15 protein-coding genes are annotated in these 16,190 nt (G+C 71.9%); 3 read left to right on the forward strand and 12 right to left on the reverse strand.

Annotation, left to right across the window (positions count from 1 at the left end):
* Nucleotides 1–13: 13 nt before the first annotated feature.
* The 7 genes from AC0NZQ_RS04330 to AC0NZQ_RS04360 all read right to left on the reverse strand — a co-directional run bounded on the left by AC0NZQ_RS04330 (nt 14) and on the right by AC0NZQ_RS04360 (nt 7,411).
* Nucleotides 14–700, reverse strand: a complete 687-nt coding sequence (locus AC0NZQ_RS04330; protein WP_474528412.1) for a class I SAM-dependent methyltransferase — start codon at nt 698–700, stop codon at nt 14–16.
* A 31-nt stretch (nt 701–731) separates the two neighbouring features.
* The gene (locus tag AC0NZQ_RS04335) at nt 732–2,429 is read right to left on the reverse strand and encodes a lipopolysaccharide biosynthesis protein (RefSeq protein WP_474528413.1); all 1,698 of its coding nucleotides are present in this window, start codon (nt 2,427–2,429) and stop codon (nt 732–734) included.
* A 22-nt stretch (nt 2,430–2,451) separates the two neighbouring features.
* Complete coding sequence (locus tag AC0NZQ_RS04340; protein WP_474528414.1) at nt 2,452–3,189, reverse strand: SDR family NAD(P)-dependent oxidoreductase; 738 nt, start codon at nt 3,187–3,189, stop codon at nt 2,452–2,454.
* Nucleotides 3,186–4,535, reverse strand: coding sequence for a class I adenylate-forming enzyme family protein (locus AC0NZQ_RS04345; protein ID WP_474528415.1), 1,350 nt, complete (start codon nt 4,533–4,535; stop codon nt 3,186–3,188). Before AC0NZQ_RS04345 ends, AC0NZQ_RS04340 begins: the two co-directional genes overlap by 4 nt.
* 7 nt (nt 4,536–4,542) lie before the next feature.
* Entirely contained in the window at nt 4,543–4,800 is a 258-nt protein-coding gene (locus AC0NZQ_RS04350; RefSeq protein WP_474528416.1) for an acyl carrier protein, read from the reverse strand.
* A 125-nt stretch (nt 4,801–4,925) separates the two neighbouring features.
* Nucleotides 4,926–5,987, reverse strand: coding sequence for a CNNM domain-containing protein (locus AC0NZQ_RS04355; RefSeq protein WP_474528417.1), 1,062 nt, complete (start codon nt 5,985–5,987; stop codon nt 4,926–4,928).
* Entirely contained in the window at nt 5,984–7,411 is a 1,428-nt protein-coding gene (locus AC0NZQ_RS04360; protein ID WP_474528418.1) for a hemolysin family protein, read from the reverse strand. The genes AC0NZQ_RS04355 and AC0NZQ_RS04360 overlap by 4 nt, the downstream gene beginning before the upstream one ends.
* A 143-nt stretch (nt 7,412–7,554) precedes the next feature.
* Here AC0NZQ_RS04360 and AC0NZQ_RS04365 point away from each other — a divergent pair, with 143 nt between their 5' ends.
* A complete protein-coding gene (locus AC0NZQ_RS04365; RefSeq protein WP_474528419.1) occupies nt 7,555–8,208 on the forward strand; it encodes a CatB-related O-acetyltransferase in 654 nt (217 codons plus the stop codon).
* Here AC0NZQ_RS04365 and AC0NZQ_RS04370 read toward each other — a convergent pair.
* Nucleotides 8,205–8,768 (reverse strand): serine O-acetyltransferase, encoded by a 564-nt coding sequence (locus AC0NZQ_RS04370; protein ID WP_474528420.1) that lies wholly within the window; start codon nt 8,766–8,768, stop codon nt 8,205–8,207. The two genes, AC0NZQ_RS04365 and AC0NZQ_RS04370, sit on opposite strands and share 4 nt — an antisense overlap.
* Before the next feature lie 78 nt (nt 8,769–8,846).
* Between AC0NZQ_RS04370 and AC0NZQ_RS04375 the strand changes: the two genes are divergently transcribed.
* On the forward strand, nt 8,847–9,848 hold the full coding sequence (locus tag AC0NZQ_RS04375) for an SGNH/GDSL hydrolase family protein (protein WP_474528421.1): 1,002 nt from the start codon (nt 8,847–8,849) through the stop codon (nt 9,846–9,848).
* Nucleotides 9,849–10,052: 204 nt separating this feature from the next.
* On the opposite strand, the gene AC0NZQ_RS04380 is transcribed toward AC0NZQ_RS04375, so the two are convergent.
* From AC0NZQ_RS04380 to AC0NZQ_RS04395, 4 genes are all read right to left on the reverse strand, one after another.
* A complete protein-coding gene (locus AC0NZQ_RS04380) occupies nt 10,053–11,168 on the reverse strand; it encodes a glycosyltransferase family 61 protein (RefSeq protein ID WP_474528422.1) in 1,116 nt (371 codons plus the stop codon).
* A 90-nt stretch (nt 11,169–11,258) separates the two neighbouring features.
* Nucleotides 11,259–12,095, reverse strand: coding sequence for an FkbM family methyltransferase (locus AC0NZQ_RS04385; RefSeq protein ID WP_474528424.1), 837 nt, complete (start codon nt 12,093–12,095; stop codon nt 11,259–11,261).
* Nucleotides 12,096–12,968 (reverse strand): FkbM family methyltransferase, encoded by an 873-nt coding sequence (locus tag AC0NZQ_RS04390; RefSeq protein ID WP_474528425.1) that lies wholly within the window; start codon nt 12,966–12,968, stop codon nt 12,096–12,098.
* Complete coding sequence (locus tag AC0NZQ_RS04395; protein WP_474528426.1) at nt 12,965–14,434, reverse strand: O-antigen ligase family protein; 1,470 nt, start codon at nt 14,432–14,434, stop codon at nt 12,965–12,967. The genes AC0NZQ_RS04390 and AC0NZQ_RS04395 overlap by 4 nt, the downstream gene beginning before the upstream one ends.
* A 307-nt stretch (nt 14,435–14,741) precedes the next feature.
* Between AC0NZQ_RS04395 and AC0NZQ_RS04400 the strand changes: the two genes are divergently transcribed.
* Nucleotides 14,742–16,190, forward strand: coding sequence for a tyrosine-protein kinase domain-containing protein (locus AC0NZQ_RS04400; RefSeq protein ID WP_474528427.1), 1,449 nt, complete (start codon nt 14,742–14,744; stop codon nt 16,188–16,190).

The following is a 16,190-nucleotide window of genomic DNA, read 5'->3' on the forward strand; positions in this document are numbered from 1 at the left end:
ATCGGCGAGCACGTCAGCGCTTGACGGCCTCCACCGCAATCTGCGCGCCGCCCTCGGACTTGCGCTGATCGTGGCCGCGGAACTCCGGGTGCTCACTCTCGCCGAGGGCCACCCGGACGACCTCCCTGAAACCGGCGCGGGTCAGCTCGGCCGCCAGCGTCTCGAAGTCGTAGACGTAACCGGTGTGGTGCCCGAAGGAGCCGATCGGGATGCGGACCAGGTCGATGGGGTGCTCCACCACGAGCCCCGAGCTGCGGTAGTGCTCGGCCTCGGGTGAGGTGAGCGACGACTGGCCGGCGAGGTAGAGCTCGACGTGGCCGCGGATGTCCGGGGTGACGATGCGGATCAGTCCGCCCGGCTGCAGGCAGCGGTAGGCCTCGGCGAGCATCGTCCGCCCCTGCGCGAGCGTGATGTGCTCGATCACGTTGTCGCTGAAGACGTGCGAGCAGGCGGCGTCCTCCAGTGGCCAGCGCACGGTGCAGTCCAGGTAGTTGCGGGTGACGGCTCCGACGTTGGTGACGACCCAGCCCGGCCGCTCCTCGATGCCGCCGATCTCCAGCTTCATCGGCCGCGGCGCCTCGGCGAGCACCTTTCCGGCACGCGACTTGGCCAGCGGCGTGTTGACCGCGCTGACGGCGCCGCGCACGACCTTGTACAGGGCGGGGCTGCGGCGGTGGAGCTGATCGCGGAGTGCGTTCACGGCGGTGGCTTCCTTCTCGGCGGGTGCGGCGTCAGGACGGGCGGTGGTCACGGGGTCGGCGGAACGGCGCGACCGGTTGCAGCTTGGCGGTCGGCGATGGCGGCGGGGGCTGCGGTGGGTTCGGTGGCTCGTCGGTGACGTCGGTGGTGGCGCCGAGTCCCGAGGCACCGGACAGTGCCGTGGCCAGCGCGGTGGCGGCGGCGTCCGGACCCGACGGCGAGGAGGCGTGTCTTGGCGCCGCCGTCGCGATGCCTCGACCCGGCCGCGGGCGGGGCCGGGGACGGTCCGCGACGGGCGCGACCTCCGCGACCTCCGCCTCGACGCGCCGGTGCGATCCGGCCCGGGCCGGCGCGGTGGCCGCAGGGAAGGAGCGATAGGGCTGGATCGCCGGCACCTCGCTGGCCGGCACCGGCGGCGTCGACGGCGTCTCGGCGGCGGGGACCGCCTCGTCCGGACCGTAGTCCCCGCGGCGCTGTCGCCGCCGGCTGACGACCAACCCCGGCAGCGCCTGCACCAGCACCCCGACCAGGCACGAGGCCAGCAGCGGCCCGGGCGCGCCGAGGTGGTGGCCCAGCACGATCGACAGGCCGATGTTGAGCGGCAGCGCGATCACCGTGCACCACACCACGACCTTCAGGCCGGCCGGGTACATCAGGCTCATCGCGATCGGCTGCGACAGCGCGGCGGTGAGGACGCCGAGCGCGCCCGCGACGGCGAGCAGCGGCGAGATCTGGACCTGCGACCCCGCCACCAGTCGGGCTACGGGTCCGGAGAGCAGCGCCAGCACCGCGCCGACGGCGATCCCCGCGGCGGCGAAGAGGACGGCGATGCGGACCACGCTCGGTCCCCGCCGCCCCGCCGCGCGGGCCTGCGCCCAGATGGGCCACAGCGGCTGTGCGGAGGCGGCCACCAGCACGAGCGCGGGTCCGAAGATCTGCAGCGCGACCGAGTACTCGGCGACGGCATCGGCGGTGGAGACGTGGCTGAGCACGATCCGGTCGCTCTGCAGCGCGATCGGGGTCGAGAGCGTCAGGATCAGCACGGGTCCCGAGATCGACCGGATGCTGGCGCCCGGGAAGCGGCGCGGCCGCGGCATCCGGCGCGCGATACGCCACCACGAGATGCGGGTGGCCCGGCCGGCGAGGGCGGCGGTGACGAGGTTGACCAGCAGCAGCGAGGCGCTCGGCACCAGCACGATCGGACCGTCGCCGGCGCCGGTGAGGACGATGACCCCGACGAGCAACGCGTTGAGCGGGTTGAAGAACGTCTGGACCAGGATCGTGACGTGGTTGCGGTGGACGCCGAGCAGCATGCTCTGGCCGAGACCGGGCAGGAAGGTCAGCGCGTAGACGACCAGGGCGAGCCCCACCCACAGCTCCGGGCCGGAGGACTCGCCGAGCAGCGGCCGCCAGAGTCCGAGCGCCGAGAGGGCCAGCGCTGCGATCGCGGTCACGGCCGAGGAGATGGCCAGCACCCGCGACGCGGTGAGCACCGTCCGCTCGGCGCGGGTCGAGCCGGCGCCACCGGCGGCGAGGGCGGAGGTGATCGCCGCCCCCACACCGAGGTTGTTCAGCGGGATGAGGTTGATCAGCGACAGGATCAGCGCGAACGAGTTGAAGGCGAGGATGCCGTAGTTCTCGATGATCATCCGGCTCGCGAGCAGCGTCGCCAGGGCGGTCGGGATGAACGAGAGCGCCCGAGCGCCGAAGCTGCGCGCGACGGCGTTCACGGCCGGCGCGGAACCCGTCGGGTCAGCACGTCAGGCCACCGTCCAGGACGATGACCTGCCCGGTCATGTAGTCGTTGCGCGGGTCGGCGAGGAACTGCACGGCGCGGGCGATGTCCTCGGGCTCGCCGAGCCGGCCGGCCGGGGTCCGCCGCACGATCTGCTGCAGCTGTTCGGCGTCCAGGCCGTGGCTCATCTCGGTGCGCAGGTAACCCGGCGCGATGCCATTGACCACGATGCCGCGGGAGCCGAGCTCGCGGGCCATGGCGCGGGTGAAGCCGTCCAGTGCCGCCTTGGTCGCGCTGTAGACCGAGAGGCCGCGGTAGCCGGAGCGACCCACGATGGAGGAGATGTTGACGATGGCGCCACTGCCGCGCGCGAGCATGCGGCGGCTCACCAGCCGCGTCATGTAGACGGTGCCCTTGAGGTTCAGGTCGACGACGACGTCGACGTCCTCGTCCGGGACGAGCGCCAGGATGCCGTCCCGCGCGACCCCGGCGTTGTTGACGAGGACGTCGATCTGCCGCCACTGCGCGACGACGGCCTTGACGAAGGCCTCGGCGTCGGCGGACTTCGACAGGTCCGCCGGGACGAAGAGGAACCGGTCGGGGTACTCCTCGCTCCACGCGTCGGTGTTCTCGGTGGCCGTCCGGGAACAGGTGGCGACCCGGTCACCGGAGGCGAGGAAGGACTCGACGATCCCCGCGCCGAGGCCACGGCTGCCCCCGGTGACGATCACGACTCGGGACTCCGACGCGGTCATGGCGTCCTCCTGACGATCTTGGCACCGGTGGTCGCCACCGTGTCGACGAACCTGATGCTGCGGGGCCGGGCGGCCGGGGCGAGGTCGGCGCAGGCGGCGCGGATCGCCGTCTCGATCGCACGGTGGTCGGCACCCGGCGACGCCACCACCTCGACGGCGACAATGGCGCCGGTCATCGCGTTCGGTCGGCCGTAGACACGCGCCATGTCCACGCCGGGGACGCCGCCGACGCGCTCCTCGACGGGCAGCGGGTGCACCTTCACGCCGCCGACGTTGATCACCTCGGAGGTCCGGCCGCGAAAGTGGATGCGGTCGTCGACGACCTCGACGAGATCGCCGGTGGCGCGCCAGCCGTCCGGGTCGACCGGCTCCTCGCCGTAGTAGCCGAGCATGCCGACCCGCGAGCGGACCCAGAGCTCGCCGTCGACGATCTTCATCGCGACGTCGGCGTCCTCGCCGCGGTGGAGGACGTCGGTCGAGAGCCCGCTGCGACCGTCGCGCTGCGAGCCGCTGGAGCCGAACTCGCTGGCCGCATAGACCTGCGAGACGCGGGTGCCGGGGAAGGTCCGCGCCAGCTCGGGGAGCAGCGGCGCGGGGATGGCCTCCCCGCCGAGCGTGATCTGGCGCAGCGCGGGGACGGGACCGCCGTCGGCCCGCAGCTCGGCGAGCAGGAAACGCCAGTAGGTCGGCGTCGCGCTGGCGTGGGTGACGCCGTGCTCGCGCATCGCGGCGAGACCGTCGGCCGGGCGGCGCGGGAACGGCGCGACGAGCGTGGCGGCCGAGGCCATGACGTGCAGCAGCACCTGCAGCCCGGCGAACTGGTGCGGCCCGTAGGCGAGCAGCCAGCGCTGCTCCGGTGCCGACGTGATGCGACGGGTGGAGCGGACCAGGCGCGTCCAGTCGTGACGCACGCCTCGCGGCGCGCCGGTGGTCCCGGTGGTGAGGACGAGGTGCGGCCGCTCGACCGGCGGGGTCGCGGGCGCGTCGGCCGCGTCGGCGGTGCCGAGCTCGTCGACGGTGATCACCGGCAGCTCGCCGAGGTCGGTGCGACCCGTGACGATCACGTCGTGGTCGAAGCGGGCGGCCAGTGCGGCGACCTCGGCCGGGTCGGCCTCCGGCGGGTACTGGCACGCCTCGACGCCCGCCAGCGAGGCGGCGGCCAGCAGCGTCAACACCTCGATCGCCGCCGGCTCCACGATGCCGATGCGGGTCAGGCCGCGCGAGGCCAGCCCGGCTGCCACGCAGCGGCTGCGCTGCAGCAGCTCGACGTGTCCGACCGACCGGTCGCCGGTGACGACGGCGGCGCCCGCCGCGGTGCCGGCGGCGCGCTCGAGAAGCTCGATCACCGCCGGATCAGGCGGCCGAGTCGGCGCCGCTGTAGAAGCTCAGGATGTCGCCGACCGTCTCGGGCATCTCGGCGGCGCTGTTGAACGGGTCGGTGCCGAACTCGTCCTCGAGCAGCGCAGAGAGCTCGGCAGTCTCGAGTGAGTCGATGCCGAGGCCGTCGGCGAACAGCGGCGTGGTCGCGTCGAAGTCCGACGACTTCTCCACCCGCTCGAGGAACGAGCTGATCGCGGCGGTGACGGCCTGGTCGGTGGCGGCGTCGGACATGGCTGCGCGTCCCCTGATTCGGTCGAGATCGGGTCGGGACCGAGGGCCCCGGGGCATGGAATTCCGGCGAAACCGAGGCTATCCCAACCGGGGCGTTCCCGCGCGCCGACCGCGAGCCGACGGTCTCAGGCCGGCGGCACTCCCGCGGGCTGGGCTCCCGCCGGCTCTGCCCCCGACTGCGGCGCCCCGGCCGGTTCGGCGAGAAGCCGGTTCAGGACGTCGGTGACGGTGACCACGCCCCGCAGCCGACCCTCCTCGACGACCACCGCGAGCTGCGCGCCGGTGCCCTGCATCCGCAGCAGGGTGTCGTGCAGCGTGGTGTCGTGCGGCAGCGTGAAGGCCGGCCGGACGAAGTCGTCCAGCGGGGTGTCGGCGGGCTCGCCGAGGGTGTCGCGGACATGCACCACGCCGGGTACCGAGCCGTCGCCGGTGACGAGGATGCGCAGGTGCCCCGAGCGGCGGGCTGCGTGCCGGACGTCGGCCACCGTCGCGCCGGCCGGGACCGCCGTCGGCGCAGCGCCGGAGACGAGCGAGCCGACGGGCGCCACGTCGAAGTCGAGCACCGTGGTCAGGGCCGCCGACTGCGAGCGGTCCAGGGTGCCGACGTCACCGGAGTGGGCGACGAGCTGCCGCAGCGCGTCGGGGTCCTGGCCGGTGGCGACCTCGTCGACCGGTTCGACGCCGGCTCGTCGCAGACACCAGTTGGCGGCCCCGTTCAGCACTCGCAGGCTGGGCCGGGTCAGGGCCATGAAGGCGCGCATCGGCAGCGCCAGCATGATCGCCGAACGCTCCGGATGGGCGATCGCCCACGACTTCGGCGCCATCTCGCCCACCACGAGGTGCAGGAAGGTGACGATGAGCAACGCCACCACGAAGGCGACCGCGTCCGCGGCCCAGCTGACCAGCCCCCACCCCTCGAAGGTGGGGGTCAGCGCGTAGTGCACCGCGGGCTTGGTGATGGCGCCCAGCGCCAGGGTGCAGACGGTGATGCCGAGCTGCGAGCCGGCCAGCAGCAGCGTCAGCTCCGAGGCGCTGCGCAGCGCGGCCCGCGCCGAACGGCTGCTGGCGGCGGCGTCCTCGAGTCGGTGCTTCTTCGCCGCGATGACGGCGAACTCGACGGCCACGAAGAAGGCGCTCAACGCGATGATCAGCACGCTGATCACCACGACCACGACAGGGTTGCTCATCGGTTCTCCGCCGTCTGGACGGCCGGCATCCCGGCCTCGTCGGTCTGCTCGGCCGGGGTCTGCTCGGCCGGGGGCTGCTCGCGGCGCAGCTGCAGGCCGAGGCGGTGCGGCACGTGGTGGCTGATCTCCTCGACGGTGACGTCGAGGAAGCGGCGAGGTGGCTCGTCCAACAACAGGTCTGCCGGCGTGGCGGCGAGCGGGATCGTCACGGTCTCGCCGCGGGCCGGGAAGCGTCCCAGCACGGCGACGGCCAGCCCCGCGACCGTCTCGTAGTCGCCCTCGGGCAGCTCGACGCCGAGGGTTCGTTCCAGCTCGTCCAGCGGCGCCTCGCCGGGGCTCTGCCAGCCGCCGTCGGCGCGGCGCACCACCATGGCCGGCGTCTCGACGTCGTGCTCGTCGGTGAGCTCGCCGACGATCTCCTCGGCGAGGTCCTCCAGGGTCACCACGCCACTGAACGAGCCGTACTCGTCCAGCACGCAGGCCAGCTGCTCGCGGGCGGCGGTCATGGTCCGCAGCGCCACCGGCAGCGACATGCTGGTGGGGACGACGCAGGCGGGGCGGGCGAGGGCGCCGGCGGTGGTGTCGGGGTCGTCGTCGGCTGCGGCCAGGACATCCACGAGCCGGACCACGCCGATCACGCCCCCCAGCTCGTCGAGGACGGGGTAGCGGGAGTGCCCGGTGCGCATGATCGTGACGAGTTCGGCGACGCTGGTGGTGGCGGCGACCGTCCCGACCCGCGACCGCGGCACCATGGCGTGCCGGACGGTCTCGGTGGGGAAGTCCAGGACGCGGTCCAGCAGCATCGACAGCGAGGCGGGCAGGTCACCGCTGACGCGGGACTCGGCGACGATGCGCTCGAGGTCCCGGGCGCTGGCGGCGTGCTCGACGTCGTGGACGGGCTCGATGCGCAGCAGCTTCAGCAGGGCGTTGGAGGAGGCGTCGAAGACCTTGATCAACCAGCCGGTGACGGCGAGGTAGAGCAGCGTCGAGCGCGACAGCGCCCGCGCCACCGGCTCGGGGCGCGAGATCGCGAGGTTCTTGGGGAAGAGCTCGCCGAAGATCATCTGGACGAAGGTCGAGAAGGCGAGGGCGACCACGGTGCCGATGGCGATGCCGACACCGCTGGGGACGGCGACGCCGCCCAGCAGCGTCCCGATGGACTGCCCGATCAACGGCTCGGCGACGTAGCCGACGACCAGGCCGGTGACGGTGATGCCGAGCTGCGCGCCCGAGAGCATGAACGAGGTGCGACGGGTCACCCGCAGCGTGCGCGCGGCGGCCTCGTCCCCGGCCTCGGCGCGCGACCGCAGGGTGGCGCGGTCGACGGCCATGTAGGCGAACTCCTGGGCGACGAAGTACCCCGTGGCCGCGGTGATGGCCAGGACCACGACGACACCGAGCAGCAACGCGAGAACGGCGGTCACTCGGGCAGCCATCCTTTCCGTGGCGCCGGTGTCAGCCGTGCGCCGTCGAGGTGTTGGCAGTGATGTTCCCGGGTCGGGGTGGTCTCAGTCCGTGTGTCCGCTGAGCGCTGCATGTGAGGGAGTGTCGCCGTAGGCTCTCGCGCGTGACGAGATCGACGGCTCGCGACCGGATGGTGGCGGTGCGCGGCAGGCTGCAGCAGGCCGCCGCCCGCAAGGTGCGGAACTGGGCTTTCGGGGCGGAGCTCAACTTCCCCGGTGATCCCGGCCGGCCCATCGAGATGGACCACACCGTCACGGCCGACTGCCGCGTCGTGCGTTACGGCATGGACGCCGACGCCAAGGTCACCATCGGCCGCTTCTCCGGCGTCACCCAGACCGCGATCCTGCTCCCCGGCGGGCAGCACCGCCCCGACTGGGTCAGTGCCGTGCATGCCTACCGCCGTCCCGAGGGGTGGACATTCGCCGAGGGTGCGCTCCACTCGCGCGGCGGCATCCACATCGGCAGCGACGTCCTCGTCGGCTACGAGGCGATGATCTGCGCGGGCGTGACCATCGGTCACGGCGCGATCGTGGCCTCCCGCGCGGTGGTGATCAAGGACGTCGAGCCGTACTCGATCGTCGGTGGCAACCCCGCCAAGCTCATCAAGTACCGCTTCGACGAGGCGACGCGCGCCGCGCTGCTGCGGATCGCCTGGTGGGACTGGTCGGACGAGAAGGTGCTGGCCCACCGGCACGAGATCGACTCGCCCGACGTCGCCGGCTTCATCGCCCGCCACGACCCGGCGGCGAACTCCTAGCGTTTGTGGCTGCCGACCCGTCGGGCCGGGGCGCCGAAGACCACGGCGTCGTCCGGGACGTCGGAGAGCACCACCGAGTTGGCGCCGACCACGGCGTTGCGACCGATCCGCACCCCGCCGACGAGGACGGCGTTGGCGCCGATGGTCGCGCCGTCGCAGATGGTGGCGAACTCCTGCGGCGCATCGCTCTCGTCGTAGGAGCGGGCGGCGGCGGTGACGCCGCCGGCGAGGGTGACGCCGTCCCCGATGACCAAGCCGTAGCCGATGTTGACGCCGATGGGGTGGGCCAGCAGCAGGCCGGTGCCGACCCGCATGCCGGGTCCGAAATCGGCCCCCAGCAGCACCGTGCTCACCGTCCGCAGCATCGCCGCCGGCCGCAGCCTGCCGGCGCGGAAGAGGCACTGCTGCGACCGGAGCACCAGCGAGGCGATCATGCCCGGCGTGGTGAGGCAGAGCGCCAGCACGCGCAGCCAGCTCGGGGCGCCGGGGCGGTGCCGCGCGAAGTCCGAGAAGACCAGGTCACGCAAGGGCAGCCGGGAGCTGTCGTCGGGGGACGTCACGGCCAAAGCGTAGTGGCCGGACGGGCCTTCGCTCGTTGATAGTGTGCCGAGGCCGCACGACGAGAGGACGACAGTCCGATGCCGACCCCCCTGCCGCTGCCGATCCGCGTGCTCGTCAAGGGCGCGTCGACCGTCGGCTGGTCCTCGCCGATGGGTGACGCCCGCGAGAACCTCTTCTTCCCGCGGGTGATCGAACGCGAGCTGCTGCGCTCCGGCCGTCCGGCGCTGGTGCAGACGATCTCGGTGCCCTCCGAGCGGACGAAGTCCACCCTGCGGCACTGGGAGGACGAGATGATCGGGTACTCACCCGACGTCGTCGTCCTGGTCTACGGCCACTACGAGACGATCCACCTCTTCCTGCCCTGGTGGCTGGAGCGGCACGTCAACAGCCTCAAGCAACGCCCCGGCCGGGTCGGCGCGTGGTACCGCAAGCACGTGCTGCGGCCGATCTGGATGTCGCTGGCCAAGCTGCAGGCGCGGCTGGATCCCCGGTACGCGACCATCCGGCGGCACCGTCCCGAACGGGTCGCCGCCGACCTGGAGCGGCTGATCGGACACATCCAGACGCTGCACAGTCCGCTCGTCTACTGCTTCGAGCTGCTGCCGCCGGCCAAGCGGTTCCAGAGCTGGTTCCCCGGCATGGCGCAGCGCATCGAGGTCATGAACGACACGCTGCAGGCCATGGTGAAGCGGATCGACAAGCCGGAGGTCCGCTACTTCCGGGTCGCTCCGATCGCCGACGAGGTGGCCGGCGGCGATCTCGACACCGCCACGCCGGACGGCTTCCACTACTCCGTCGCGATGCACCGCCGCATCGGTGAGCTGCTGGCGGCCGACATCGCCGCCTGGGCCGAGACCCAGCCGCACCTGGAGCTGCCGGCGGAGCCGGTCGCCGCTCCGCGCCGTCCCGCAGCCAAGACCGCGCGGACCGCACCGGCCGCCAAGACTGCCACCAAGGCGGCTGCCGGACCGGCCGCCAAGACGCCGGTGAAGAAGGCGGTCAGCAAGGCCGTGCGGAAGGCGGCGAAGAAGGCCGTCACGCCCGACCCCGTCCCGGAGCGGCCCGACTCGGCCGGGTGACCACGGTCCGGGCTCGTGATCGGCGGCAGACGCGGCCTGTCCCCACCGCCCGCCCGTCATCACGGCCGGCGCGGCCTGTCCCCAACCCCCGACTCGTGATCAACTTGTCCTTTCCGTCGTCCTGACGGCAGAAAAGACGAGTTGATCACCGATGGCGACAGGCGTGGGAGATGCGACGGGGCACAGGACGTGGCCGGACGGAGGTCACCGGAGGTCCTCTGCCTCGTCCAAGAGCTGTGCCAGCGCGACCAGGTCGACATCGATGTCCCGGACGATGGTGGCGCCGCGGCTGAGGGTCCGGCCCCGGGGATGCGGGCGTGAGAGGTAGCGGTACCGCAGACCGGGGACGCCCGAGGCCAGCCGCCAGAAGTCCGGGAGCAGGCTGCCGGCCGGGAAGAGTTCGATGACCGTTGCGCCCGGCGAGGCGAAGGCAAGATTGGCCAGAGCGGCGCCGTGCGGCGCGACGATCACCGACGCCGAGGCGAAGGCGGTGATCTGCTGGGTCAACGACATGGCGCCGGGGTCGATCGCCTCGAAGCCGCGCCCGGTGAGCAGTCGCAGCACCTCGTCCTCGTTGCGGACCGAGCGATTGTTGCCGGAAGGCCCGCGGGTCACGTACAAACGACGGGTGCCCGGCGCCACCGGCAACCCCGCGAGCAACTTTTCGCGCAGAAATGCGATAACCCACGGCGGGTTCTTCTCCGTCATCGCCGGCGGCCCCGGCACCACCAGCGTCTCGGCCCGGACGTGCAGGTGCTCGGCGGCATCGACGATGCGGTCGGCGAGCCCCAGCAGGGCCACCGCGTCGCGCTGGAACCGGGTCGCAGCCGGCACGTAATAAGCGTCGGGCGGGGCCACCGAGGGTGCCTGTTCCAGCACCCCGAGGCGGGGCAGGACGTCGAAGAGGAAGTGGTAGTAGTTCGAGTCCGCCCGCGAGGCCAGGACGGCGAGCCGCCCCGGCACCTCGAGGGGTGCCGGCACCGAGGGGTGGAGGAAGAGCGGGTGCTGACGGGCCCGCGTCGTCCCGAAGTAGCGGCTCACCTCGTCCACGAACCGCCCGCGACCGGTGACGACGGCGCGGTGCGGCCCCAGCACGCGTCCACCGGGGAACTCGGCGACGGCGACGCGGTCCACGTGCTCGCCGTCGCCGGGGTCGGAGAGCGGCAGATGGGAGGGCAGGCCGATTATGTGCCCGCGGTCGATCACCTCGGCGGGGCGGGCGATGACGCAGCGGCCGCCGTCGCGAGCGGCGTCTTCCAGGGTGCTGGCGACGCCGGTGGGCAGCCAGCCGTCACGCCGCGAGCTGAGCTGCCGGGTCACGGGAGCCACCACCCCGGTAGCCCTGCTGTACAGCGGTTTGAGGTACGGAAAGAGCGGGCGGAGCCGGGGCGGGAGCCGGACCACGGCCGGTCAGGGACGCGGCAGCGGGTCGCGCGAGAGCCAGACGCAGCCGTGCGAGCCGGCGAAGTCCTCGTCCTGCTCGACGAGCCCGACACCGTCGAAGAAGGCGCGCAGCTCCGGCCACGAGTGCCCCTCGACCGGATGGTGCTCAATGACGACGCGCCGCACCGACGCCCAGTCGGCGGGGTCGGACTTCAACACCAGGTCGTACTCGCCACCCTCGCAGTCGATCTTGATCACGTCGACGCTGCCGCCGGCGCGGGCGATGGCGTCGGCGAAGGAGACCGTCTCGACCTCGGTGGCGGTGCCGGTGGTGGTGGCACGGGCCGAGACCAGGCCGTTGAGGCCGCTGCCGGCGCCGTTGTCGTCGAAGACGGCGGTCCCGGACTCGCCCGAGAGCGCGGCCTGGACGACGGTGACGCGGTCACCGACGCCGTTGTGGGCGACGTTGCGGCGCAGGTAGTCGGCTGTCGTCGCCGACGGCTCGAAGGCGGTGACGGTGGCCGAGGGGTGCAGCTGGGTCAGCCGGCAGGTGAACGTGCCGACATGGCCGCCGATGTCGATCACCGTGAGCGGTTCGCGCAGCAGCGGGCCGAGGAACCACTCGAAGCGGTAGGTGTCGTCGGCGAAGACCTCGTAGACCGGCACCCGCGCGCCCGGCCGGTTCGGGGTGTCGATGTGCATACCGGAGCGGGTCCGGAAGGTCAGCGTCTCGGGACCCTTGCCCGCGCGACCCAGCGCCATGTCCTTCAGCACGCCGGGCCAGTTGGCGAAGGTGCGCGGGGTCTGGACCAGCCGGCGCCCCCAGTAGACGCCCTCGCGCAGGGTCTGGTTCTCGATTCTCACTCAGCGGGCCTCTCGGGTGCGGCGGGGGGAACGGCTCAACCAGGCAGTGCCGGTGCGGGGGGCGACGGCCTCGTGACGGACCACGTGCAGGCCGGTCTCGGCGAACCACGCGCCGAGCTCGTCCCAGCTCTCGCCGTCGACCCGGTGGTACTCCATGACGACGCGCTCCACGGAGTCCCACGACGACCGCGACGAGGCGTACACCAGCGGGTACTCGCCGCCCTCGCAGTCGAGTTTGACGACGACGGGCGGTGCGGTGGCGGCGGCGACCACGTCGTCGAAGGTCGTGGTCGGGACCTCGACGGTGTGCCGGGTCTCCAGCGAGTCGGTGCCGTCGACCATCCGGTCGCCGGAGCCCTGCACCAGCCCGTTGTGGACGCTGCCGCCGCTGTTGTCGTCCAGCAGCGCGGTGCCGACGGTGTCCGACAGCGCCGCCTCGTGGACGGTGATGCGGCTGTCCAGGCCGTTGGCGGAGACGTTGCGACGCAGGTAGGCGGCGCTCTCCGGCGACGGTTCGAAGCACTCGACGGTGGCGAGGGGATGCAGCCGGGTCAGGTTGATCGCGAACGAGCCGACGTGCGCCCCGATGTCCAGGGCGTGCAACGGCTGCTGCAGCAGCGGGGCGAGCAGCTCCGGCAGCTGGTAGCTGTCGTCGGCGAACTGCTCGTAGAGCGCGAGCCGCGCGCCGGGCACGTTCGGCACCGTCATCGTCGGCCCGTTCTTCACCCGGAAGGTGAGCTCGGCGGCACCCCGGCCGACGCGCTGCGCCGCCATCTGCGTGAGCAGCTCGCTCCAGTTGTCGAAGGTGGTGGTCGTCTGTCCGACCCGGCGCGCTTCGTAGCGCAGCGTGTACAGCTTCTCGGCCAGGCTCATCGGCTCACCATGATCGTTCGGGGCTCGGCGTCGGCAGGCTCGGCCGGTCCCTGGTAGTCGGGCGCGAACTCGTCGTCGGTGCCCGGATCGCGCTGCGGCAGCAGGACCGCCAGCATCGCCACCAGCAGCGCCTCCTGGACGTAGTAGAGCCGGTCGGTGAGGCTGGTCTCCACGAAGTTCATCGGGATCTTCGAGATGACGGCGGCGCAGACGGCGGCGGCGATCGGGGTGCGCGGAATCAGCCGGAACGACGTCCACGCCGCACCGAGCAGGTAGACCGACATGATCACGAAGAGCAGCAGGCCGCCGGCCGCGAGCTGCTGCAGGTAGACCTGCGAGGCGTCGGTCGAGGACTGCATGCCGATGCCGATGAGCGGCGAGTGGTGGAAGTCCGCCACGCCCTGCGCCGCGACCCAGTCCCGGACGGTGTCGCTGCCGGAGGTGGTGGCGTTGCCGTAGATCCGGGTGACCTTGAGGATCTGCAGGCCGAAGGACGGGAAGATCACCGCGACCACGCCCGAGGCTGCCAGCGTGCCCAGCAGGATCGCCGGTGTGTGCGGCCGGGTGCGGGGCAGCAGGATGAAGGCCGCGGTGATCGAGATGACGATGCAGACGGTGCCGCCGCGCGACCCGCTGGCATAGACGCCGAGCACGGTCGAGGCGAGGACGGCGGCGCCGGCGAGCCGCTCCCACCTGACCCGTGAGGTCAGCAGCCAGCAGGCGAAAGGGGCGGCGAGGACGAGCGCCTCGGCGAGGAAGTTGGGGTGGGTGGTGAAGCCCGCGGTCCGGTCGCTGACACCGGTGACGCGGGTGATGAAGTGGCTGAGGTTCACCACGCCGGTGTGGTCGACGAAGGCCGAGAAGCCCGACAGGCCGGTGCCGAGGGTGAAGGCGAGCGCCAACCAGCGCACCATCCGTCGATCGATGCGGGCCGCCGCGGCAAAGGCGACGGGGATCAGCGCGATGGCCACGATGAACTTGGCGATGATCGAGACGTTCTGGGTCGCGATGTTGCTGTAGTCGACGTGGATGAGCGCTCCGCCGGCATTGCGCACGAGCCGCGAGTTCAAGTACTGCTGCGTGGCCGGGAAGAGCACGGTGAGCGTCAGCAGCAGCACCAGGCCGTAGACCAGTTGCTTGATCCACCACGGTGGCGCCCGGAAGGCCAGCCCCGGCGCGCCGACGAAGAAGCAAGCCAGCGCGAGCAGCGGCAGCACGTCGCCGGGGCGCGCGGGGCCGACGTACCAGCCGTTCCACGTCAGGGTGAAGGCCGACAGCAGCGTGAAGCCCAGCCCGACCTTCACCAGATCGGCGCCGGAGGCGATCACGACGACGAGCAGGCCGCCGACGACACCGAGGACGACCAGGCCCATCGTCTGCGCCCGGAGCGCGAAGAACTCGAGGGCGACCATGGCGAGCAGCGCGACGGCGACGCCGACATTGCTGCTCGTGCTGCTGGTGCGCATGGCGTCCCCGGACGTGGGCTGGCTCGTGGCTCGTTCCGCGAGCGTCGGCAAGTTGGCGGCAAAGGCGGCGATCGGCGGCACCGGCGCGCCACCCGGCCCGGACGATACCGTCCCGACGCCGCGTGCGCGCGTTGACGAGGAGCCCTTCGACGCCCGTCCGCTGAGCCCGTCCACAGCCTCGCGGGATCGGCGAGAAATCGGCGTTCGGAGCGTAACCGACAGCCTTCGCGGCAGTTAACATCTGCGACACCAGGGCTCGCCGGGGCCCTCGCGGCGCTCGCCGCTCACACGTATTGGACGGTTCTCCGTGACGCTTCGTGCCTATCTTCGGATCCTGCGAGAGCGATGGATCACCATCGTCGCTTTCGTGGTGGTCGCCACGGGCGCCGCCGTCGTCGTCACCTTCCTCACCCCGAAGTCCTACGAGGCGACCGCGCAGGTCCTGGTGCAGTCCAGCACCCAGGGCGAGGGCGCGGTCGAGAACCAGGCGAACTCCTTCGTCGCCTACCTGGTGCCCACGTACGCCAAGACCATCAGCGCCCCCGAGGTCGTCAAGTACGTCCAGCAGGATCTCCACCTCGGCCTGTCGGACCGCGCGCTGAAGGGCAAGATCCGCGCCAGCGCCGAGACCGGACAGGCGCTGATCAACGTCACCGCCACCGACGCCGACCCCGATGTGGCCGCCAAGCTGGCCAACTCCGCCGCGAACGGGTTGAAGTCCGCGGTGCAGGGGTTCACGAACTCGGTGAAGCTCTTCGTCACCGGACCCGCCGACCAGCCCGACAGTCCCGTCAGCCCCAAGCCACTGCTCAACGTGCTGCTCGGCCTCGTCCTCGGCCTCGTCTTCGGTGCCGCGGTCGCGGTGATCCGCGACCTGCTCGACAACCGCGTCAAGGACACCGAGGGGCTGGCCAAGCTGGCGTCGGCCCCGGCGATGGGCGTCGTCGTGGACGACCCGAAGACCGAGCGGCACCCGGTCGCCGGCCGGTCGGGGATGAACAACATCCGCGCCGAGAACTTCCGGCAGCTGCGCGCCAACCTGCAGTTTGCCAACGTCGACGACCATCCGCGGGTCATCGCCGTCACCAGCTCCATCCCCGGCGAGGGCAAGACGACGGTCGCGGTCAACCTCGCCTCGACGCTGGCCGAGGCGGGCTTCAGCGTCTGCCTCGTCGACGCCGACCTGCGCCGTCCGAGCGTGGCCTCGGTGCTGGGTCTGTCGGGGGCGGTCGGTCTCACCAACGTGCTGATCCAGCAGGTGAGCCTCACCGACTCGCTGCAGCAGGCCGGCACCAACCTCTATGTGCTGGCCTCGGGTCCCACCCCGCCGAACCCGAGCGAGGTGCTGGCCTCGACCTACGTCCGCGACGCCGTCCGGGCCCTGCTCGAGACGATCGACTACGTCATCATCGATACCGCGCCGCTGCTGCCGGTGGCCGACGGCTCCGAGGTCGCCGCGCTGGCGGACGGGACGCTGCTGGTCGCCCGTCACAGCGTCACGACCGACGCCCAGGTCAAGCACTCGGTGCAGGCGCTGAGCCGCGTCGACGCTCGGATCCTCGGCGTGCTGCTCAACCGCGTCCCCGTGAAGCGGGGCAACCAGGACTACGGCTACGAGTACTACCGGAACCCCGAAGACGATCACTCGTTGCACCAGGACGAGACCCCCTCCGAGAACGACAAGGTCGTGGCAGGCAAGGGCCGCGGCATCGGCAAGCGGGCCAAGCACCGCCCCGCCGACGGGGACCCCCACTAA

It is taken from the genome of Jatrophihabitans sp. sgz311053 (genome assembly GCF_056135305.1).

What these genes read in the sequence shown, in the direction of transcription:
- AC0NZQ_RS04390 (WP_474528425.1), bottom strand. Translation starts at nt 12,968, where the DNA reads ATGAGCCTGGCCGAGAAGCTGTACACGCTGCGCTACGAAGCGCGCCGG.
- AC0NZQ_RS04350 (WP_474528416.1), bottom strand. Translation starts at nt 4,800, where the DNA reads ATGTCCGACGCCGCCACCGACCAGGCCGTCACCGCCGCGATCAGCTCG.
- AC0NZQ_RS04355 (WP_474528417.1), bottom strand. Translation starts at nt 5,987, where the DNA reads ATGAGCAACCCTGTCGTGGTCGTGGTGATCAGCGTGCTGATCATCGCG.
- AC0NZQ_RS04340 (WP_474528414.1), bottom strand. Translation starts at nt 3,189, where the DNA reads ATGACCGCGTCGGAGTCCCGAGTCGTGATCGTCACCGGGGGCAGCCGT.
- AC0NZQ_RS04375 (WP_474528421.1), top strand. Translation starts at nt 8,847, where the DNA reads ATGCCGACCCCCCTGCCGCTGCCGATCCGCGTGCTCGTCAAGGGCGCG.
- AC0NZQ_RS04395 (WP_474528426.1), bottom strand. Translation starts at nt 14,434, where the DNA reads ATGCGCACCAGCAGCACGAGCAGCAATGTCGGCGTCGCCGTCGCGCTG.